20 protein-coding genes are annotated in these 21,958 nt (G+C 39.1%); 19 read left to right on the top strand and 1 reads right to left on the bottom strand.

Annotated elements, in window-relative coordinates:
* Positions 1 to 14 precede the first annotated feature (14 nt).
* The 19 genes from ACTNA4_RS04950 (at position 15) to ACTNA4_RS04860 (ending at position 20,985) form a co-directional block, all read left to right on the top strand.
* Positions 15 to 1,343 carry an AAA family ATPase gene (locus ACTNA4_RS04950; protein ID WP_441028820.1) on the top strand — a complete coding sequence of 443 codons (1,329 nt, stop codon included), beginning with the start codon at positions 15 to 17 and terminating at the stop codon, positions 1,341 to 1,343.
* 1 nt (position 1,344) lies between these two features.
* A complete protein-coding gene (locus ACTNA4_RS04945) occupies positions 1,345 to 1,971 on the top strand; it encodes a hypothetical protein (RefSeq protein ID WP_441028818.1) in 627 nt (208 codons plus the stop codon).
* 18 nt (positions 1,972 to 1,989) lie between these two features.
* Entirely contained in the window at positions 1,990 to 4,068 is a 2,079-nt protein-coding gene (gene brxL, locus ACTNA4_RS04940; RefSeq protein ID WP_441028816.1) for a protease Lon-related BREX system protein BrxL, read from the top strand.
* Positions 4,069 to 4,123: 55 nt separating this feature from the next.
* The gene (locus tag ACTNA4_RS04935; RefSeq protein ID WP_441028814.1) at positions 4,124 to 5,191 is read left to right on the top strand and encodes a leucine-rich repeat domain-containing protein; all 1,068 of its coding nucleotides are present in this window, start codon (positions 4,124 to 4,126) and stop codon (positions 5,189 to 5,191) included.
* Between the two features lie 68 nt (positions 5,192 to 5,259).
* On the top strand, positions 5,260 to 5,766 hold the full coding sequence (locus tag ACTNA4_RS04930; protein ID WP_441028812.1) for a hypothetical protein: 507 nt from the start codon (positions 5,260 to 5,262) through the stop codon (positions 5,764 to 5,766).
* Positions 5,766 to 6,497: a hypothetical protein gene (locus ACTNA4_RS04925; RefSeq protein ID WP_441028810.1), complete on the top strand. Its 732-nt coding sequence runs from the start codon at positions 5,766 to 5,768 to the stop codon at positions 6,495 to 6,497. The genes ACTNA4_RS04930 and ACTNA4_RS04925 overlap by 1 nt, the downstream gene beginning before the upstream one ends.
* Before the next feature lie 9 nt (positions 6,498 to 6,506).
* Positions 6,507 to 7,805 carry a protein kinase domain-containing protein gene (locus ACTNA4_RS04920; RefSeq protein WP_441028808.1) on the top strand — a complete coding sequence of 433 codons (1,299 nt, stop codon included), beginning with the start codon at positions 6,507 to 6,509 and terminating at the stop codon, positions 7,803 to 7,805.
* 23 nt (positions 7,806 to 7,828) lie between these two features.
* Positions 7,829 to 8,608: a vWA domain-containing protein gene (locus ACTNA4_RS04915; protein ID WP_441028806.1), complete on the top strand. Its 780-nt coding sequence runs from the start codon at positions 7,829 to 7,831 to the stop codon at positions 8,606 to 8,608.
* An 18-nt stretch (positions 8,609 to 8,626) separates the two neighbouring features.
* The gene (locus ACTNA4_RS04910) at positions 8,627 to 9,463 is read left to right on the top strand and encodes a PP2C family serine/threonine-protein phosphatase (RefSeq protein WP_441026477.1); all 837 of its coding nucleotides are present in this window, start codon (positions 8,627 to 8,629) and stop codon (positions 9,461 to 9,463) included.
* Between the two features lie 41 nt (positions 9,464 to 9,504).
* Positions 9,505 to 9,789, top strand: a complete 285-nt coding sequence (locus ACTNA4_RS04905) for a hypothetical protein (protein ID WP_441028804.1) — start codon at positions 9,505 to 9,507, stop codon at positions 9,787 to 9,789.
* A 176-nt stretch (positions 9,790 to 9,965) separates the two neighbouring features.
* Positions 9,966 to 15,110 (top strand): AAA family ATPase, encoded by a 5,145-nt coding sequence (locus ACTNA4_RS04900; protein ID WP_441028802.1) that lies wholly within the window; start codon positions 9,966 to 9,968, stop codon positions 15,108 to 15,110.
* A 20-nt stretch (positions 15,111 to 15,130) separates the two neighbouring features.
* The gene (locus tag ACTNA4_RS04895) at positions 15,131 to 16,447 is read left to right on the top strand and encodes an ATP-binding protein (RefSeq protein ID WP_441028800.1); all 1,317 of its coding nucleotides are present in this window, start codon (positions 15,131 to 15,133) and stop codon (positions 16,445 to 16,447) included.
* Between the two features lie 15 nt (positions 16,448 to 16,462).
* Positions 16,463 to 17,344, top strand: coding sequence for a DNA-directed RNA polymerase subunit alpha C-terminal domain-containing protein (locus ACTNA4_RS04890; protein ID WP_441028798.1), 882 nt, complete (start codon positions 16,463 to 16,465; stop codon positions 17,342 to 17,344).
* Positions 17,345 to 17,640: 296 nt separating this feature from the next.
* On the top strand, positions 17,641 to 18,705 hold the full coding sequence (locus tag ACTNA4_RS04885) for a transglutaminase domain-containing protein (protein WP_441028796.1): 1,065 nt from the start codon (positions 17,641 to 17,643) through the stop codon (positions 18,703 to 18,705).
* A 9-nt stretch (positions 18,706 to 18,714) separates the two neighbouring features.
* Positions 18,715 to 18,951 carry a hypothetical protein gene (locus ACTNA4_RS04880; protein WP_441026473.1) on the top strand — a complete coding sequence of 79 codons (237 nt, stop codon included), beginning with the start codon at positions 18,715 to 18,717 and terminating at the stop codon, positions 18,949 to 18,951.
* A 149-nt stretch (positions 18,952 to 19,100) separates the two neighbouring features.
* Positions 19,101 to 19,406 (top strand): hypothetical protein, encoded by a 306-nt coding sequence (locus ACTNA4_RS04875; RefSeq protein WP_441026471.1) that lies wholly within the window; start codon positions 19,101 to 19,103, stop codon positions 19,404 to 19,406.
* Positions 19,407 to 19,547: 141 nt separating this feature from the next.
* Positions 19,548 to 19,868, top strand: coding sequence for a helix-turn-helix domain-containing protein (locus ACTNA4_RS04870; protein WP_087316733.1), 321 nt, complete (start codon positions 19,548 to 19,550; stop codon positions 19,866 to 19,868).
* Between the two features lie 56 nt (positions 19,869 to 19,924).
* A complete protein-coding gene (locus tag ACTNA4_RS04865) occupies positions 19,925 to 20,614 on the top strand; it encodes a hypothetical protein (protein WP_441028794.1) in 690 nt (229 codons plus the stop codon).
* Positions 20,611 to 20,985 carry a hypothetical protein gene (locus tag ACTNA4_RS04860; RefSeq protein ID WP_441028792.1) on the top strand — a complete coding sequence of 125 codons (375 nt, stop codon included), beginning with the start codon at positions 20,611 to 20,613 and terminating at the stop codon, positions 20,983 to 20,985. The genes ACTNA4_RS04865 and ACTNA4_RS04860 overlap by 4 nt, the downstream gene beginning before the upstream one ends.
* 63 nt (positions 20,986 to 21,048) lie before the next feature.
* Here the strand turns inward: ACTNA4_RS04860 and ACTNA4_RS04855 are convergent, their stop codons facing one another.
* Complete coding sequence (locus ACTNA4_RS04855; RefSeq protein WP_441028790.1) at positions 21,049 to 21,816, bottom strand: hypothetical protein; 768 nt, start codon at positions 21,814 to 21,816, stop codon at positions 21,049 to 21,051.
* Between the last annotated feature and the right edge of the window lie 142 nt (positions 21,817 to 21,958).

Here is a 21,958-nt window from a genome sequence, read left to right as displayed (position 1 = left end):
GACGGTAGAAGTATATGGATAAGCAGTGGACGTTGCATGTTGAAAATTTTGGTAAAATAGCTGAGGCAGATGTTAGTATTTCACCATTAATGTGTTTTGTTGGCGATAATAATAGTGGAAAAAGTTATCTTATGAGCCTGCTATGGGGAGTATTAACATTAGGCAAAGATATTTTTCCTAAAATGCCATCAGAGGCAAAATCGTATAAAAGATGCGAAAATTGGTTGCGAGAAAGTCTGAATCAGAATAGAGAACTTGTAGAAGAAGACTTAGATATGTATGTATCTTGGTTTAATGAATTGCTTTCTAATAATAAAAAGAATCTATTAAAAAGAATTTTTAGTTATAATGTGGAAGCAGAAAAAATTGAAATTAAAAATTATAAGCGAAATAACAAAATTGAAATTAAATGGGAAGATCATGCAGAAAGGTACTCAGTTGCACAGACATATTTAAAATTCCCAAAACAGGAAACATATAGTAGAGAACAACTCCTTAGAATGAATGCTTATATCTGTTGGAACATTTTGATGTATGGAATAGCAGAGCCTCTATATACACCAGTTGTTAAAGGAAGACGTATGGGTGAACCAGTATATCTTCCTGCCTCACGTACAGGTTTTATGTTGACATATTCTCAATTGATAGAAAATTCATTACAGGTAAGCTATGCGCCAACAATGGAGGAAAACACTAGTACTTTAACGCTTCCATATATTGATTTTCTTCAATTGATTACTAAATTTGAAACAAAAAATAAACATACCAAGAAAAATGAAGCAGTTGTTCAGTTTATCGAAGAAAATATGACAAAAGGTAATGTTACTACTAAAAAAGACATAATGCCTGTTATCAAATATCGTCCAAATGGAATGACGAAAGAAATACCATTATATTTAGCATCTTCAATAGTAACGGAGATTTCACCATTATTATTATTATTTAAATCAGATATTAACTTTAAGACGCTTATAATCGAAGAACCAGAAGCACATTTGCATCCAGAATTACAACAGGCAATGGCGAGATTGATAATTAACATTGTTAATTCAGGTATACCAGTATGGTTGACAACTCATAGCGATACGATCTTGCAACATGTTAATAATATGTTAAAGCTAAAAAAACATCCGCAATGCACTGAATTAATGAGTGAATATAATTATAATAAGAAAGATTTATTGGATAGCCAAGATGTTTCAATGTATCAGTTCGTTCATATGAAAATAGACAAGTCAAAACTTGAAAAATTGGAATGTACTAAATATGGATTTGTTGTTCCAACATTTAACAATGCGTTAGATAAAATAGTTCGAGAAGTTTATGCCTTCCAGGAGGATTAATATGTATACGGAAAGAGTACAATATGCTATCGATAATTTTATAATGGAACACTATTTTTTGGATATGCAGCATAATTATCACTTAAAAGAAGAGAAAGATTCCGGGAAGAGTGATTTAGATGTGACTATTAAAAGTGATAATTTATGCATTTACAATTTTGATGATAAAAAGAAATGCAACTTTCTTAGACCAGATAAGAAAAGAGGCATGCAAAAGAGCGTAGATCATATTTTGTTTGAACAAGTGGATGATGGGTGGCGACTTCATTTGATAGAAATGAAAAGTAGCGTTGGGTATAATACATGGCTTGAGTCGATAAAACCTAAGGTTCGAACAAGTTATTTAACTTCATTAGCAATTGCTGATTTTCTTGGTATTAAGATAACAGATATCGTAGCGTACACAACATATGATGAAGAAAAATTTTCAGCCAACAGTAACAAAACTAATCCCAGAGCTTTTGTTCCACCCTTGGGAAAAAAGGCACGAGATCCTGTTAAAGATGAGTGGGAAAAAGATCAACTGTTTTTAGAACTTGGTGAAGAATTTAAAATTGTACATAAAAGAATTAAGATGAATAAGGATGAAAAAACTGGAGTATTATTGGGAAATCTGGTGATATCCTAATATGATAAGAGGTAGATTATGGACGAATTTAGTAATACAAAGGGAAATGCAACCGAGGACAAAAGAGAAGAGATTAAACAAAAACTCCGCCAGTACTATGATGGTCGCATTGTACGGAAAGATTTAACTAAATCTATCCGTGAGGGAGCGAACGTTCCGGTCTATGTACTGGAATACTTGCTTGGACAGTACTGCAATTCTGATGATGAAGAGATCATTGAAGAAGGAGTAGAAAACGTAAAACGCATTCTGAGAGATAATTATGTGCGTCCAGATGAGGCACAGAAGATTCTCTCTCTTTTGCGTGAAAGAGGAAGTTATACAGTTATCGATCGTATTACAGTGGTGCTGAATACGAAAGAAGATCGCTATGAAGCTACATTTTCTAATCTGGGGGCGAAAGGAATTCCGATTCATCCGGATTATGTGAAAGATTATGACAGATTACTCTGTGGTGGTATCTGGTGCATTCTACAGCTGGAATATGAGTTCATTGAAGAGGATAAGAAAAATACGCAGCCAATCCGTATCCGGAAGTTGACTCCGATTCAGATGCCCCATGTGGATATGGATGAAGTCAAGAATGGAAGGAAAGCATTCACCAAAGAAGAGTGGATGGATGTACTTCTTCGTTCCACAGGACTGGAGCCGGATAAATTTAGTGAAAGAGCTAAATGGCTGCTGATTGCCCGTATGATTCCATTGGTAGAGAATAACTTCAACCTCTGCGAATTGGGACCTCGTTCTACCGGTAAATCATACATATATGAGCAGATTTCTCCGAACAGTATTCTGGTTGCAGGCGGACAGACGACTGTGGCAAATCTTTTCTACAATATGTCCAACCACACAGTAGGTCTTGTAGGTATGTGGGACTGTGTCGCTTTTGATGAGGTTGCAGGAATCAAGTTTAAAGATAAAGATGGTATCCAGATTATGAAGGGATATATGGCATCTGGAGCATTCTCTCGTGGTAAAGCAGAGATTCAGGCAAAAGCTTCTATGGTTTTTGTCGGAAATATTAACCAGAGTGTAGAGACACTTTTAAAGACATCTAGTTTGTTTGATCCGTTTCCACCGGAAATGGGCACAGACACTGCATTTTTAGATCGTATGCACTGTTACATTCCCGGATGGGAGATTCCGAAATACAGACCGGATTCTTTTACCAATGATTATGGTTTTATTACGGATTATTTGTCAGAATTTATGCGGGAACTTCGGAAAGACAACTATAGTGATATCATGGACAAGTATTTTCGACTTGGAAATAACTTAAATCAGCGTGATACGATTGCTGTCCGTAAAATGGTTTCAGGTTTCACTAAGCTGTTATTTCCGGATGGAGAAGTAAGTAAAGAAGAAGTTCGTGAGATTGTTGAGATTTCTCTGGAGCTTCGTCGCAGAGTAAAAGAACAGTTAAAGAAAATCGGTGGTATGGAATTCTATGATGTAAACTTCTCTTATACTGATAACGATAGCTTTGAAGAGCATTATGTATCAGTTCCAGAGCAGGGTGGCGGAAAACTGATCCCAGAAGGTATGGGTAAACCTGGATGCTTATATACGGTGTCAAAATCAAAGACAGGTATGATCGGGTGTTATAGGTTGGAAACACAAATGATGCCTGGCAACGGAAAACTGACTTGCACGGGTATCGGCTCGGGAAAAGAGCAGAAGGAAGCAACGAATACAGCGTTTAATTATCTGAAAGCCAATGGAGGACGTATTTCTGGTCAGATCAGTACAACGACAAAAGACTATATTATCAATTATCAGGATATGCAGGGGATTGGAATGACAAGTAATCTGGCAATGCCTACTTTAATTGCGATATGTTCAGCGGCACTTGGTAAGACGCCATTAAACAGCCTTGCTGTACTGGGAGAAATCAGTATCGGAGGTACTTTGATTAAGGTAGATGAATTGGCAAGTACTCTGCAAGTATGCCTGGATAGTGGCGCAAAGAAGGTGTTACTGCCGATTACATCAGCTGCAGATCTGGGAACTGTACCTTCGGATCTTGTTGGTGCGTTCAGTTTAATCTTCTATTCTTCTCCAGAGGAAGCGGTATATAAAGCATTAGGCGTGGAGTAAGAATAAAAGATCGAAAAGAAGGTGAGTAGTTATTTTTGAACAGGATTTTGAGGAGATGCTTCGGAAGCACGAAGAGTCTCTGAATGATAAGAAGAGATTTACGGCTTTGGTAAAAGATTTATTTCCTGACCAGGCAAAGAATGTCAATCTATTGTTGATGGCATATAATATGGGGATTGCTCAGGATATACAGAACACATCAAGAATCAATAATACATTCGCCTTTCGTTATGTGAAGCAGTTAATGGATGATTTTGGAATGAGCCGTGTAAATGCAGACTGGATTGTATCTGTATGGTGCGTTTGTTATGGAAATAAAGTATTAGGCAGAACTTGTGAGATCACATTGCAGAAACAAGGAGGCGGGCCTGCTATTCAAGATGAGAAATCTTCATCGGGGAAATCATATGGCGATTTGTTTACATATAAGAAAAGCCTGCAGGGAAGCGGGTTGGCTGTGGCAAGGTTTTCCGGAAGTAAAAACACGACTATTATTTTTCAGAACAAATCGGGAAATACACCGGTGATAGAAATCGCAGAGGGCAGTTTTAAGAATAATAAGACAGAGGAAGCAATTCTGACAGAAGGTATCGGCTACATTGGGAAAGGTGCATTTGCGGACTGCGACTGTTTGCATCAGGTGGTATTGCCTATGAGTATGAAGGAAATTGGCGATTCTGCCTTTGAGAATTGTAGCAGTTTAAAATCAGTGTCCCTACCAATGATGGTGGAAAGAATAGGGGAGAATGCATTCAAACGAACTGGGTTAAAAACACTTAAGATTCCCAAAAGTGTATATTGGATAGGCGATGGTGTATTATCTGGCTGCAGTGAACTGGAACAGATTGCAATACCTGAAAATATGGATACGGTTCCTAAGAGAATGTTTGAAGAGTGTACCGCATTAAAAAAAGTAGTATTACATGAGAATTTACATTCTATAGGTGAGAGAGCGTTCTTTGGGTGTGGTTCTTTGGATTTTATTATCATTCCGGATAGTGTGAAAAGTATTGGACAAGACGCTTTTTCTAATACGGATAAGCAGTTTATTATTCAATGTTCCTTTGGTTCCTATGCAGAGGAATATGCAAGAAAAAATAAGATCAAGTATCAGCTTGTATAAGATGTCGCCTATGATGCGACCATGCAAGATAAAACAGGCGGTAGGATAAGAGGAAAGAGGTGAAGTGTATGGGATTTTTCGATGCTCTGTTTGGAAATAAAAATCAGATTCCGACAGTTACATCTATTCTTCCGGCAGCGGCAAAGAACGAGATTATGTCCGGAAGACTTCCAATCCTGAATACAGATCAGTTGTTCCTGAAACGTGGTGAAAAGATTCACTTTATTGACAAAGCGGTCAATCTGGAAGAAAAGACGGTGAAGCAGTATCGCCATTATGGGCACAGCAGTCCTGGATTGTTTAAAGGGACAAGGTGGAGTTCTGGTCAGGGAAAAACCATTGAACATACAGAACTGGTGCAGCACCGGGGAATCTTGTATATAACCAATCAGAGGATCGTATTTCAGGCTAAGGAATGGGGATTTGATAAGACGTATAAGTATCTTACAGCAATTACACCATACAGTAACGCTTGTGAGATTCAGTTTGGTAATAAAAGTTATTGCTTAGTTGTTGCAGATGGAAATGTAATGTATCAGGCGTTACAGTTGATTAAACAGAGGTGTAATTACTGATGAAAATAGAATTACGAAAGATTATAGAAAGATATCCGGGTATTTTGGAAAATAAAAATCAATTTAGAAATATTCTCAAGGATTTATATCCAGAAACAATGCGTGAGGTAAATATTATAATTAATGCATTAGATGCAGGGATAGCTTCGCAAATAAGTTCTACAGATATTATGCGAGAGCAGGATATACGAAGGCATCTTATAATACTCGAAAAGCTATATGGAATAGCACCCCAATATGGAATTGAGGCATTGTATTCATGGGCGGATGCTTTTGATATAAAATATGAGATGTTTGAAATAAATAACGAGAAACTGCCTGTTGTAAGTAGAAACATTCGTGATAGTGAGATACATGTTGCTGGCTCTGTTGCGTATAGAAATAAACAAATTGAATTGACATATTTAGGGATAGAACTCTTAGGAGAAAACGATATTTATGGAATGTCGTTTAAGTTTCTAATACAAAACAATACAAATAATAATATCACTTTATATGATGAAGTTATTGTAATTAATGAAATCGGTATTAGTATAAATACATTTGCGGAGAGCCCACCAGGTTTGAAAAAAGTAATCGGATTTTATGCTTCAAAAGATGATTATAAATATTGTGGAATTAATTCTAATAATGATTTCAGAAGTCTTGTTTTTAAATTATATTATACTCTTGATGATGAATGCGATAGACATTATACAGATGCAATGAATTTAGAAATTACATTTATATAGGGGGATATTATGGAAGGACAGTTAAAAAATGGAACAATCCTCACATCAGAATGTGGGAATAAATATGAAATTGTAAGCCTTCTGGGAGCTGGCGGTCAGGGGGAAGTGTATGATGTGACATGCGGTGGCAGTCATTATGCACTGAAATGGTATTTCAAAGGGAGTGCCACAGCCAGACAGAAGAAAATCCTGGAAACCATCGTTGCAAAAGGTTCTCCGGATCCATGTTTTTTGTGGCCAATGGAAATGATTATACCGGCACAGGGAGAACTGTTTGGATATATCATGCCTCTCAGACCAAAGAATTATAAGAGTATTGTGGATCTGATGAAAAAGAGAGTTAATCCATCTTTCTATACACTTTGCAGGACGGCATTTAATCTGACCAGAGGATACCAGAAATTACATGCTATGGGAGCAAAATATCAGGATATTTCCTTTGGTAATCTGTTTTTCAATCCGGATAATGGTGATGTGCTGATTTGTGATAATGACAATGTTTCTTTCGATAACAGCAAGCCGGGCGGAGTACTTGGCACACCTGGTTTTATGGCTCCGGAAATTGTTCGGGGAGAGAAAAGACCATCGAAGGATACGGATCGGTACTCTTTGTCAGTATTGCTGTTTTACCTTTTTATGGTTAATCATCCACTGGAAGGAAAGCTGGAAGCAAGTATCAAATGTATGGATATGGCTGCCAGAGTGAAGCTGTACGGAACAGATCCGGTGTTTATTTTCGATCCGGATAATAAGTCCAACAGACCTGTGAAAGGGATTCATGATAATGCCAATATTTATTGGCCGTTATATCCGGAAAAGTTCCGTCAGATGTTCACAAAAGCCTTTACCGTAGGCTTAAATGAGCCAAGCAAGCGTATCACGGAACCGGAGTGGATGACACTGTTTGCGAATATGATGAGCGGAATGCTTCGTTGCTCCTGTGGAGCACAGCTCTTTTATGATGAGGATCTGGAAGCCAAAGGTGCAGCCCATATCTGCTGGAATTGTCAGAATGCAGTTCCGGTACCGAAGAAATTGATGATTGGAAAGAATCGTATATTGCTGCATCAGGATACAAAATTATTGCATCATCATGTGTACGAGGATTTTGATATGGATACAGTAGTGGGCAGTGTGGTACAGAATCCGAAGAATCCAGCCCTTTGGGGTATCCGGAACGAGGATAAAGTGAACTGGACGTATCAGAAGGCGGATGGGACACAGATTCCGGTGGAACCCGGACGGACGGCAGGCATTGCAAAAGGTGTAAAAATTATTTTCCCGCAGACAACGGGTGAGTTTCGATAAGGATCGACGAAGGAGGAAAAAATATGCAGGAATTACAGAGACCAGGTGGAGAACTGGCAACAAGACCGATTCATTTCTTTTGGGTAGTGGATTGTTCAGGATCCATGTATGGAGAAAAAATAGGAATTGTGAATAATACAATCCAGGAATGCATTCCGGAAATGAGAAATTCAGCAGATAATAACCCGAATGCACAGCTGTTGATCCGGGCACTTCAGTTTTCATCCGGTGCAAGCTGGATTACCACCAGTCCAGTGCCGGTAGAGACTTATAGTTGGGAGGACATGGAGGCAAATGGGCTGACAGAGCTTGGCAAGGCATTTGATCTGCTTGCTGCACAGCTGTCTATTCCGCCAATGCCGGCAAGAGCATTGCCGCCGGTAATTGTGCTTCTTTCGGATGGTCAGCCAACGGATGATTATAAGAAAAGCCTGGATAAATTAAAAGGTATGCCATGGTTCCGGAAAGCAGTGAAGATTGCTATTTCCATCGGACAGGATGCGGACGATGATGTCCTGATAGAGTTTACCGGAAATAAAGAACTGGTTCTGCAGGCAAATAATGCGACTGCACTTGCAAAGATGATCAAATGGGCATCAACCACAGCATCTATGGTGTCTGCTCCTTCCAGTAAACCGATGAATTCTACTCCGGTCTCTGCGCCTGCAGCATCCACACCGTCTGCGGCTGCTTCTGTACCTGCCGATGATCCATTTGCACCAGCAAATAATGGGGCACCGTTAGTACTTGATATGAGTAATATCCCGAATCCGGATGATTTTGATGAGGGAGCTGTTTGGTAAGGGTAAGGAGGAAATTGGATGAAGCGCTATTTATGTGACGGTATTGTCAAAGGTGCTACCCACCAGAGAAACGGATTGCCATGCCAGGACAGCAAAAAGATTGTAGAGATATCCGATGATATTGTAATCATTGCTGTAGCAGACGGACACGGAAGTGAGAAATGTCCCCGAAGTGACAGAGGATCTACTATTGCCGTAAACACATTCTGTGAAGTGATGAAAAATTACCTGCAAAGTTACGGTTCGGATGAGAATGGTCTGTCGAACCTGATTACTTTCTTGAATCGGGAAGGGGATATGCGTTTTGCGCAGGATATCTGCGAAGAATGGCAGGCAAGAGTAAAGCAGTCCTATTATAAAAATAAAGAAGAGGGGATGCTGGATGATGATGGGAATATTAAATGGCCATCAGTGTTTTCTCTTTATGGTACCACTTTGCTGGGAATGCTGATTACGAATACCTTTGTTTTTTCTTTCCAGATTGGAGACGGTGACATCAATCTGGTTACGAAAGATGGTGTGTTTGCTTTAGTAGAGCCGGAGAAGTTTTTAGGCACTGAGACACATTCTCTGTCCAAACCGGATGCCTGGCGAAAAGCTGTGGCTTCCATCCGGCGAAGAGATGGTGAGGATGAAGAATTGTGTATGTATATGTTATCTACAGATGGTTTTGCAAATAGCTACACATCAGATGTGGAATTTCAGAAAACATGCAGCGACTATTTTGGAATGATACGTGAGCATGGAGCTGAGACGGTCCAGGCTAATTTAAAGAAATGGCTGACAGAGACCAGTGAATTGGGCTGTGGCGATGATATTACAGTGGTGATGGCATATTTTGAAGGCGAACAGTAAAGCTGTTTGCCTTCATGAGAAAGTAGCGAAGCGGATTCCTAATGTCCGCTGATGCAGAGGAAAAGAGAGAAGGTGTTCTGGTGATCGTGGACCGCTATTATTACCATCAACTGAATAAGCAGGATCAGTCAGTTTATCGAGCATTTTATGATGGGGTAATGGCACACCAGAACATTATTCCTATTCCTGTCAGGGGTGATTTTCCCCAAGAGGCATTTGAACGGATCTTTGATGCAATGACGAAAGATAATCCGCTGATTTATTATCTGAATCAGATAACAAAGATCATGCTGAAAAGCTATATCAGCAAGCAGAAAATAGGGTAATCGGATGCATATTTCCGGTTGGGAGGAGGGCAAAATGCTGCAAAGATTGCCAATGAAATGACTGATTTTGCAGATCAGATACTACTTGAATCAGAAGAAAAAATTTATGTTTCAAAAATGTAAATGATAACATGAATACCTGCCGGATAACGTTACGATGAAGGGAGATTTGATATATGGAATACTGCGTTTCTGGAAAAGGAAAAGACGCTAGTAAAATGGCTGATCAGGTCGTAACCAAAATGTTGCAGGAGTATTCACGTCAATTGTTTGGTTTCACCCGTGCGGAGTTTGATAGTATCGTGGAATATGATGTGATAAACATCATGGCATATTATTATTCTAAGATGAATGCACAGCAGAAGGCTGTGATTGTAAATGCGCTGCAGGAGCAGTTTGAACTTTCTTACATGGATGATACTTTAGAAAAGCTTGCTATGTTTGCAGATGATGAAGTATACGTTCCTCTTTCCTGTAAGTTGATGGATAGACTCGGAGATAGCCGTGTCACAATAATCGTGTATGAAACCATTTTTATGTGCTGTGCAAGTATGACCAAGAACCATTGGAATCAGAGCAATTCGTATTCTAATTACTTGGTTCTCCTTAATGCAGCCTTTTTTCATGCACTTTCTTATAAATTGCATATCAAGGACAGCTATGTCAACTCCATGAAGGCTCTGTATGACCAAGATGGATACGATGAATTCGTTGAATCTCTGTATGAAAAGCATTTGGATGATATGGGCTGGGACGCTGATGTTGAATTAGATGTTTTGGATGAGCTGATTGATGTTAGCAAAACCAATACATTTTTTGATGAAGGAACACAGGAAGAGTACATGGGCGCAGTGGAAGCTATGGGTAATATCCGCAGAGAACATGTAAATACTGTGCGTGAAGAAGACGAAACAGAGGGATTTGCTCGTATTGTAGAGAAAACTGGTATTCGTGAGCTCCAGAGCGTAGATATTCATGGTTTCGAATGCCATTTCTGTGAAGCTAAATACAGTGATGAGAAGTACATCATCGTTTACCAGAAGGATACTCATATTCGTGACATTATTGATAATGAAGAGGAATGGAGCAATTTCCAGAGAGAATTGTACCGTGAAGATATCCGCCAGGATAACAGCAAGGCTATGGTATATATCGTATACATTCTGGATGATAATTCTGACAATATTCCGATTCAGGTTATTGAGAGTAATAAGACTTACGGCAGAAAATATGTATTTTCTGAGGATGAGACGATCACCTTTATCAATGGTATTGTAAAAACTTCCAGTGATGAGATTAGTGCAGCTTCTCCTGTTCAGGAGTGGGATCGTATTTTGAGAGAAGAACATCTGACTGCATGTCTGACTGAACCATATTCCGCAAAGAAGGTAGAGAATTATCTGGGTGGACAGCGCTTTGATGCGGATTATGTTCATGACGATGATTATTCTACGATGAAGCATTCCAAAGTACCACAGATTAAGTGGGTGAAATCATTAGAGACTACTGGGTTCAGAGATTTCTGTTTTGACAAGAAAACGATGACCTTTGGTCAGATTAACCTTTTTTATGGAGCTAATGGATCTGGAAAAACATCCGTTCTTGAAGCAATTGAGTATGCACTTACAGCGGAAGTCCGTCGAGTAAAGGACTTCAAGGTAAAGCTTCCTACTGATAGTTTTCCTAAATTACATGTATACGATACAGAAGCGGGAGTGCATACATTTACACCTGGCTTCTCTAAAAAAAATAATAAAGAAATTGAGCGTGTATGGTATGGTGTTCCGGTTGGGAGAACTAAATCCAATCTGAATGAAAACTTTAACCGTTTCAATGCATTTGACTCAGAAGCAGCTTATAAGTTTATTCATGAGTCTGATAATAGTGAAGATAGTTTTGCATCTATGTTCGGAAATCTCATGTTCGGCGAAACAGTCGTTGATCATGAGAAGAAGTGGCAAAGATTTAAGAAAGCCTTTAATGATCGCTACACAGAACTGCGGAGCGAACTGAGTGAAGCCAGAAATATGGCGGATATTTATGAAAGAAGCTTGGCTCAAAAAACAGATAGTTCTAAATCTGAGGAGATTGAGGCTGGTATTATTGCACTGAAACTCGTAGGGCGTGCTCGTCTTCCGAAGGGATCTAGCGACAGATATCCGAAGATTTTGGAAGAAATGAAGGCAATTCGCAAGTATGTGGATGTTCTTTCTGCGCACAATATGGAAAGAATGACATTTAAGGCGATTGCAGCACAGGTGGCTGAGGCAAAGAAGAATAATCTCCTTTATACCAGACAGCGAAAAGATAAATCAGAGGAAATTACCAGACTTGCTGAAGAAAATGGAACCATCAAGAAGAAAATATTTGATGAAAGAGAAAAACAGACCGGTATTCAGCAGAGACTGGATCGTGTTAACACAGACATTCGCAATTGGACAATTGTTCAGAATGTACTTAGTCATGAAGAGACCATTAAACTCGTAAATGATCTTCTGGATGAACTGACCCAGATTGAGCGTGAACTGTATCATATTTCAAAAATTGAACAGAGACCTGCCATTATTAATTTCCTGAAATTGGATGATCACCAGGGATTATCCGAGGCTGAAAAGCAGCGCTATGAGGCGGAGCTAGAAGCGGCCAAGGCAAGAAGACGTCAGGTTGAAAACAAATATAACGAAGAGAAAAAGGCTTTCGGGGAAAAAGAACAACAAGCGATTGAACTTAGAAAAATCGGCAAAACTCTCATGACCGATGCAAAGTGTCCTCTTTGCGGTCATGAGTATGATACTACTCAGCAGTTGATTGATATCATCGACAATGCGGTAGTAGTTGATGACAAAATGGATGCTTTGATTACTGAGATTCAGGAACTCCGCAGACGCATTATGGAGCTGGAGAAGATTTTGGATCGTCAAAAGCTGATCGATAGAGCAAAGAAGGAACTGTTGAAACTGGCAGACGTTGTTCCAATAGTAGGAAAATGTGGCTCAGATTATAAAAAGCTGTATGAATATGTTACTTCAAAGGCTGAAAAGGAGAAAAGAAAAGAAGAGATTGTTGAGCAGCAAACAGCTCTTGATAACCAAGGATTCTCTATCCGCAATATCAATGCATGTAAGGAATATACCAGCACGGATTCTACATATTTAGAGTATAAGAAAAATGGAAAGGGTACCTACGCAGAATTCCTGCAGAGCAGATTGCAGAAAATTCAGCAGGAACTGGCATTATCTGAAAGTGCTATCGTAGATCACCAGAAAAAGATTCAGCAGAATGAGCAGAGGGAAGAACTTCTAAGAAGTGAGATCCATAGTCTGGAATCACAGCTGGAAGCTCTTGATATGGATATTAACCGTGCCATCGAGCAGGCACTTGAAACCTTGAGGACAAAATTTGAATTGCCGGCTACAGGTGTACTCGGCGAATGGGTATTAAAGTACCATGCGGTATATGACAAGTGTGAATTAGAAGTAGAACGTCTGGAAGCTCAGAACTCAATTGCTTTGGAACGCCAGATGTTAGCTGAATACAAGGCAACAATCAAGAGAGTTGAGCCTATGGTTGAGCGCTGTGCGAGAGCAGTACAGGCTTTTGAAAAGATGCCTTCCCTCAGTTCTTTCGTAGAAAAGGGAATTCGCAGTAATATTCAGCAGATCAGCAAATTCTTCAAGTGGATGCATCATTCAGGAGAATTTGAAAAGCTGGATATCGACGATAAGGGTATCTATGCGGTTCGAGGCCTGAATAATCAGGAAGTAAGAACTTATGAGATGAGTACTGGTCAGAGATCCACCATCGCTATGGCAGTAATGTTTGCATTACATATGGCAGCGCCGGATGCACCACAGTTCTTGCTTTTGGATGAGCCGCTTGCCACTATGGATGATACACAGGTATTGAACGTGCTGGATATTCTGAAATCTATGGCAGAGCAGAATACTCAGATATTCTTTACTACTGCAAACGGTATCATGATTAATCTCTTCAAAGAATGCTTCAAAAATACAACGTTCGACTATAAAGAATACCAGTTTGTAAAGAGAGTAAACCGTCCTTCAGAAATCAAAGAGAGCAGTATCAACGATACGAAATCAATTGAGGAACTTACACTGGATGATCTTACCCTTGATTTTCATCAGTTTGCGCAGATTCGTAATATTCTTCGTAAGAATCAAGAGAAGCTGGTTGCCCGAGAGGAATGGGAAGAACTGCCGGAAGAAGTTGAAACGGCGGCTGGTGCAGGTGTACAGGTACAGCAGCCGATAATTCAGACAGCACCGGAAAACTTCTATATGACATTAGATAGTGACGAAAGAAGAGTTCTGGACGTTTTAGTAGCAGATCAGCCGGAAAGTGTTACTGAGTTTGTGAAGCTTGTTTCACCGTTCCCGAATTACAAAACGATTCTGGAGCGTATTAATGAAAAAGCGCTTGATTTTTATGAAGAAACCATTATCAATACGGATGAGATGCTACCTTATGTTGAGGAAGATTATCTCGATGAACTGAAAGAACAGCATGATGCTTACTATGACAAGAACAAAGCTGATCTGATGATTGAAGAACAGCGTCGTCTTGCTGAGGAAAGAAGTGCTCGGCTGGCCGATGAGTTGAAGAAATCCGAAGCAGAGCGCCAGAGACTTGAAGAAGAACGTCGCCTTGTTGAAGAAAGTAGATCCGAAGCAGATTCTAAGAGAGCGGAACTTGCCGAAGTGCAAAGACAGAAGCTGGAGGACGAGTTGAAGAAGTCTGAGTCAGAACGTCAACGTCTGGAGGCAGAGCAACGTGCTGCAGAGGAACGGCGTGTAGCTGAAGAAGCAGAGCGAGCAAAAGCAGCAGAGGAGCAAAAGCGAGTCGAAGAAGAACGTTTGGAAAGACTTCGTGCAGATGCAGAATCTAGGAGAAAGGCTGAGGAGGAAGAGCGCATTCGATTAGAGGATGAGTTAAAGAAATCTGAAGAAGAGCGTCGCAAACTCGAAGCAGAAAGGGAAAAAGAGGCAGAACTTAGAAGAGCTGAAGCAGAACGCAGGACTCAGTTGGAAGAAGAACTGCGCAAGGCAGAAGAAAAATCTCGTCAGCAGGAAGAGCAGCGTAAAGCAGATGATGCCCGCAGGCAAGAAGAACTGCGTAAGGCAGAAGAAGCTCGTCAGCTTGAAGAGCAAAGAAGAGCAGAGGAAGAGAAGGTTTTGCAGGAGGCTGAGCAACAGAAAATACGATACAAACAGATGAATGTCTGCCAGTATTGTGGTGGCGCATTTACCGGATTATTTAATAAGAAATGTAAGGTTTGCGGTAAGCCAAAAGACTATGCGTAAACCGGTAGGGGTGTTTGGATATGGAAAAACGTATACCTAAAAAAACATATAGAAACATTATGAACTCTCTCGGGGGCGGTACTGTTCCCCGAGAAGGTTTGGGGTATATTGCAGTTGGAAGAGAGAAAGAAATAGACTCTCTTCTTCGTGATACAGAGATTATCCAGGATGGTGGAGCTACATTCCGTTTTGTGGTAGGTGATTATGGTAGTGGAAAAACATTTCTGCTTCAGACAATCAAAGAGTACTGTGTAAAGAATAATTTTATTGTGGCAGAGGCGGATTTGTCACCAGATAGGGCCTTGATTGGAAATTCTACAAAGAAAAAAGGATTGGCAACATACCGTGAACTGATGGCGAACGTATCCAATAAGACAAATCAGTCCGGAAGAGCGTTAGCCAAAGTACTGGAATCCTGGGTTAATAATATGTTTGCCCGTGCTGCCATTCAGATGTCTCAGAATCCGTTTGGAGAGACAAATATTGAACGAATTGCAGAAACGCTCATGCTAGAAGATTGTGCAAAACTGCAGTCTCTTGCATATGGCTATGAATTTACTATGGGATTGCGCTTGTTCTGGAAGGCCAGTAGAACTTCTGATATGAGTGAAAAAATGACCGGACAGGAAAATGTTCTCCGGTGGTTCCGTGGCGAATTCAAAACCAATCAGGAAGCAAAAAAGGAACTGGGCATCAATGCAACAGTGCAGGATGAAAACTGGTTTGATTATATCGTTCTGTGGGCACAGTTTTTTGTCCTTGCGGGATATAAGGGATTTATTGTTCTGATCGATGAGCTTGCTTATATTTGTAATACAGCAAATGGTATCACTCGCCAGAATAACTATGAAAAAATCTTGATGATGTATAATGCGGCGCTTCAGGGCAAGGTAGAAAACCTGGGAATTATCATGAGTGGTATACCAAAGAGCATCTATGATAAGAAAAAAGGTATTTTCAGTTATGAAGCAATGCGTTCGCGTTTATCTACTGGTTCATACCAGGATCCAAGCATCGTGAATATGATGACCCCGATTATAAAGGTACTTCCGCTGACGAGAGAAGAAATGTATGTACTCTTGGAGAAACTTGCTGAAATACATGCTCAGTTGAATGAGTATGAAAAAGTCATTACGGAGGACGAGATGATCGATTTCGTAAAGCTTGCATATTTAAAAAGGGAGACTACTTTTATTACGCCACGAACAATGATCCGTGATTTTATTCAGATTTTGGATGTTAAACGTCAGAATCCGGATAAAGGAATCAGGGATATTCTTGCTGCTTACAAATTTGCAGTTGATGAAGAACAGAATTATGAGGAAATTGACGATTAGGGAGATACTTAGCCCATGAAGATTAGAAAACTTACCATATCCGCCAGAGCAAAGACATGTTTGCTTGCTGCAGGATATGAAGATATAGAGGAATTAGAGAGTATAACAGATGAAGAACTCCTGAATATTAGAAATTTGAATAGGAAGGGAGTTGCAGAAATTCGTGAGGCTATTGATGTATATTTTGCTTCAAAGGATGAGCAGGAAGAAGTACTTGCTAAACAGAAAGAACGGGGATTGTCGTTGAGAGACCAAGATGATCCATTTTATTTTATGACGTCTTATCCGGATACTGTAAAGAATATTGCAAGAAAAAAAGAAGAAGCTTGGGAGTATCGTTTATTTATTGAAGCAGCGATTTACAAATATGATAGTCTCAATTCTTATCGTAAGCAAAGAGTCGTTTTCTGGGATCATGAAGACTATTTAAATCGTATTGAATCTACAAGTGAGTTTACGTGCTTCATAAAGTTGCAGCTGGATAAATTACTGGATTTCGTACAGAACATTGCCAGATGTGTGAATGTAGATTTAAAAGAGTCTTATGGTGCACCGGGAGAAGCTGGCGACGTTCAGAAGATAATTGTAGCTACCGAAAAATTAATGCAGATTTATAAAGATATGATTGCATGGAAATTGTCCTTTGGGAATATTGATGCTGATTATAAGTATAGGAAAGTGATTGAACAATTCTTGCCAATCATCGATGGTGTATTGGAGAATATTGACGATATGTATGAAAAACTTCATATAGCTAAGAAACAATTTGAAGATTTATTAGCTGGTCGGATTACCGGAGAGAATCTTCATGTAGATTTGAATATTTCAATTGACTTAAAAACAGAGGATTTCGCAAAAGCATTAGATGAATGGAAAGAAGTGTATTTTGATGTATAATAGAAAGAAGATGAAGAGGATCTAAGTGATAAAAAGGTTGAGGAAAGTAAGCTGACAGCTGAGGATCTAATAGTTAAAGAGAGAACAATTCGATGTACCGCAGATAATTGTGGTGCAAATTGAAATGAGCAAGCTACGAAAAAGCACAGTTCTGTCTGAAAAATGGGTCATTTACAAGAAGTAAACTAATGGGGCAATTGAATACAACGGATATACTCTAGAGCGGATAAAATATGCTGTTTCAAAGATAGATATTTAATATATTCACTGCCTTCATGAGAAATCTGTGAAGTATTTTGGGAATAAAAGCTAATGCAGAGGAAAAGAGAGAGGGTGTTCTGGTGATTGTAGACCGCTATTATTACCATCAACTGAATAAGCAGGATCAGGCGGTATATCGTGCGTTTTATGATGGAGTAATGGCTCACCGGGATATTATCCCTATTCCTGTCAGGGGTGATTTCTCCGAGGAGACATTTGGACGGATCTTTGATGCAATGACAAGGGATAATCCACTGATTTATTATCTGAATCAGTCTACCTGCAGCTGTGCCAGTGATACGTTCGGACACATCGCTATTTGTCCGCAATATTTCTTTCCAAAAGAAAAGGTAAAAGAGTATAATCGGAAAATAGAAAAAGAAGTGAACTCTCTGGCGTCCAAGTTAAATCTGACCGCAGGAACAGACTATGAAAAAGAAATAAAAATTCATGATTGGATCTGCCAGAATATTTCGTATGATGATGAAGGTGCTGATAGAAGTAAACCGATGAGACTGATTGCTTCCCATAATATTTTTGGAGTATTTGCACACCACCGGGCACAATGCGAAGGAATTGCAAAGGCAGTGAAGGTTTTACTAAATGCAGTCGATATAAAGTGTATTGTAGTAACAGGCGAATCAGTCAAAAACGGAAAAAGAGTTCCTCATGCCTGGAATATGGTTAATATAGACGGACAACCGTATCATCTGGATGTGACATGGGACATTGGTGCCATTGGGTCATCTTTCAAAAGGATTCCGTATGATTACTTTAATTTGTCTGATCAGCTGATAATCAAAGAACATAAAGCTGATACACAATTGCCGACGTGTTCGTCTATGCAGCATAATTACTTTAAAGTAAACAAAAGAACATTTTGGATGAAAAGCCAGGCGATTGCATATGTAGAGAAAGCTCTTCAGGATGGAGATATAGAGTTTTATTTCCGGGTGGAAGGAAGAAATGTTGCGTCTGATGTGGCAGAAAAGATTTATGATCAGATATGCGTTTTTTTCTCTGAAAAGGGGATTACAGACAAAAGGGTAAAACGTATAGCAAATGACAAGATAGGTACCTGCTGGATAAAGATTTATTGAGGGACTTTTATGTTTGAATTAATATTATATGCCATAGGCTTTTTCATGATTACTTTATTGTTTCAGTATTTATTGCATAGATTCAGAAAAAATGGAAACCGGGGATATGGAGCAATTTGGGTTGGAAGAAGTGCCGCAATAGTAATTTGTGTCATGGGAATTGTTTCAAAAAATATTAATTATCTGGGTGCAGTAGTGGGTTTTTTGATGGCTGATGAGATTGGAAAAAAGATGGGGTGGCAGTGATTAGGTCAACCTATAAAATCGAATCAGAATTTTATGTATAATTGTCGAAATCCGGCGAATCATGTCATTCATTGCTATTTGACATTGGGTTCATATATTTGTACAATTTAATCACCAAATTGATGATTGTCATAGTACAGGAGGATGAAATGAGAATGGATATGCTGGCAAGAGAAATATTGAATCAGTCTATAGCGGAAGCTATTGATGCAACGAGAAATAAGATCTGTGCGGAAGATGAGGTGTATCAACAAGATGAGAAAGATTTGGACGAACTGACGAAGAGATTTATGGAATTAGATTTGCCGGAGCATGACAGAATGATAATTAATGATTATATCGCCTGCTTACAAACAGTAGATTGTCGGTATGCGGATATTTCTTATATGGCTGGTATTGAAGATGCCATTACCCTCTTAAAGAAGATGGATTTGATAAAAAATACAATTGAATAGTTATTAAGAGCTGCTTTTCTTTTTTTTACCCCATTACTCAAGTATACTAGAGTATTTAAGTAAGTGGTATAGTTCTAATCTTTTCACTGATTTATGGTTACAATGTATGTAAAAATAGGTCAGAGAAGAGGTGTAAAATACTTGCGTATAGAAGAGTATATTCCAAAAAGAATTTCTGAATTATGCAGAAAACGTGGGTATTCTAAATATCGACTCTCACAGCTTACGGGAATGTCGCAGACAGCATTAGGAAATATAATGTCCAGAGACAGCATTCCGACGATTCCAACGCTTGAGAAAATATGTGATGCATTTGGAATATCGTTAGCTCAGTTTTTTGCAGGAGACAGTGGCAAATTAGATTTGACATCTGATCAAACAGAGTTATTGGATATATGGGATGGATTGGAAGTTAAAGAAAGAGAGATTGTTTTATCTCTTATGAGAAGTTTAAAGAAATAAGAGCAGTTCAAGAAAAAATTGGACTGTTCTTTTTTTGGGCGTTGGAGAATGTAGGAATGAAGAAAAAAGGAATACTTGGTGCAATTGTGATTGCACTGCTTTGTATGGGATGCGTACATAAATTGAATGCGGTAACAACAAAAACAGGGAATAATTTTCAACTTTCAGATGTGAAATCTGAAATCAGCCAGGAAAAGTGCTGTATTTGCGGAAATAATGAAAGAAGCTTGATGCCATACTACAGAAAGTCTGGAATGCTGGGTTTGGTGTGTTTGAATACTATGGAAATATCATCACTCGATACACGTATATATTCGGATGATGGAACGAAAATCATCGGTGATAGTGGATTAAGCATTACGTCATCGTCACATGGTGAGGAAGAGTGCAGTTTCCGGATCAACGGGATGCCAAACCATGGGATTTTTGAGGGTAAAGTGAATTATGGAAAAAAGAGTACACCGAATTTTGAAGTGATAAAAAAATACTTGTGTCAGAATTGTCTGGATAAAGTCCTTTCCATGTATCAGGATGAAATGGAGTGGAGCGATTCCAAGGGTAGATTTCCGGAAGTATGTATTGTGGACTTTCAAACAAATGACCTTTATACATTGGGAAAAAGTCACATGGGGTATTGGATACGAGATTATTGGATACATATTGATCACGATGATGGCAGTAGCAGTATAATGGCTATATATGCACCGGAAGGTAAAATGGATAGCGGGAGTGAAGAGAGTCGATGAAAAAAATGAAAGATATAATTTCTCAGGAAAACAAATTTTTACGATTATGTGGAGATAACTACAGAGATAAAATCAAGAAAAAAATTCCAATGACAGTAGAGGATTTTAAAAAATTTATGTACTTGTTGGATGCTCTGGGATTGAGTGAATATTCGATTTATTTCTCCATGGAAATGTTTCCGGAGTTACTGGTAGAGTATGGCGAACGAAGTAAGGGTTGCGATTGGGATATAGGGGATGGGGAGTATGATTTTCTTGTGGAAGAAATGGTATCTATATGCGAAGAATGGCTGCAGGAGTTTTGTGATCAAATGCCATTAGAAAGCCAAAGAAAGAAATACCGGAAAGTCTTTGAAATTGATGAAGAATAAAAAATGAGCTAGGGTCAGTGATGTACAGTGTATTTGACCTTAGCTCATTACATATTGAGATTATTATAAATCATGTTCCTTTTGTCGGCGTTCAGTAATATCTTTGAAGTGTGCGTCATTGGATAGCAAGGTGTTGAAATTGGCAGTTATGGTATTTAATGTTGAGCGCTTTTTTTCTAAATCTTGCTTTTCCTTGGCAGCAGAGGAACGTTCATTTCTTAGATTGTCAATTTTTTTCTGAAGCCTCTCCGGGGAAGGTAATTTTGTAATGCCCAGCTCCTGTAATTGCTGTTTTAAGGAATCATGCAGTTTGTATTCTGACTGGTGAGCAGCTTTATATTTCTGAGGATCCGGTGCTGTTTTTGCATCTTCTACTATTTTTCTGCAGGTATGGTAGGACGAACAATGCTTCTGAATAAGTTCCTGGTGGGATATTTCAGAGCTTAATTCAGAAATTCGTTGTTCCGTAGCAATAATAGAATTATCAACATCAGCAATGTGCTGCCTAAAGTCTTCGTAATTCAGCAAATTGTTTTCGGATAAATAGTTGAAGGTTCGGGCTGCTTCTTTCAGATTATTGAGTTGTGCCCACCGTTCAATTCCGGCACGATTGCCGGTACTCACGTAAGCTGAGATATTGATAAAAAGCCGTACTTCTCTGGAAACGTTATGTGGAGTTTTTGTTTTATGCCGGTTCTTCTCCAGGCGGAGTAATACATTTTCTTCCGTATAATAGCTACCCAGAGATTTCATATTTGTAAAGTTTTTTTGCTCCGGTGCCCGGAAAGCCAGGTTCTTTCCCTGGCGAATCTCATATCCGGCAAGTCTCATTTTTTGAAGGAACTCATCATAGTTGATAGAGTGCATATGGCGCGTCCCAACGGCCGGTTTTGCGGAGCAAAACGGCCGAAATGCGAAGCTGAACAGCCGTTAGGCTTTGATTGATACAGAAATCTCTAGGATAATATATTCA

Origin of the sequence: Bariatricus sp. HCP28S3_A7, from assembly GCF_052066375.1 — a bacterium.
Lineage (GTDB): Bacteria > Bacillota > Clostridia > Lachnospirales > Lachnospiraceae > Allocoprococcus.
The sequence above is the reverse complement of the archived record's forward strand: the minus strand, read 5'-3'. Positions and strand labels throughout refer to the sequence as shown.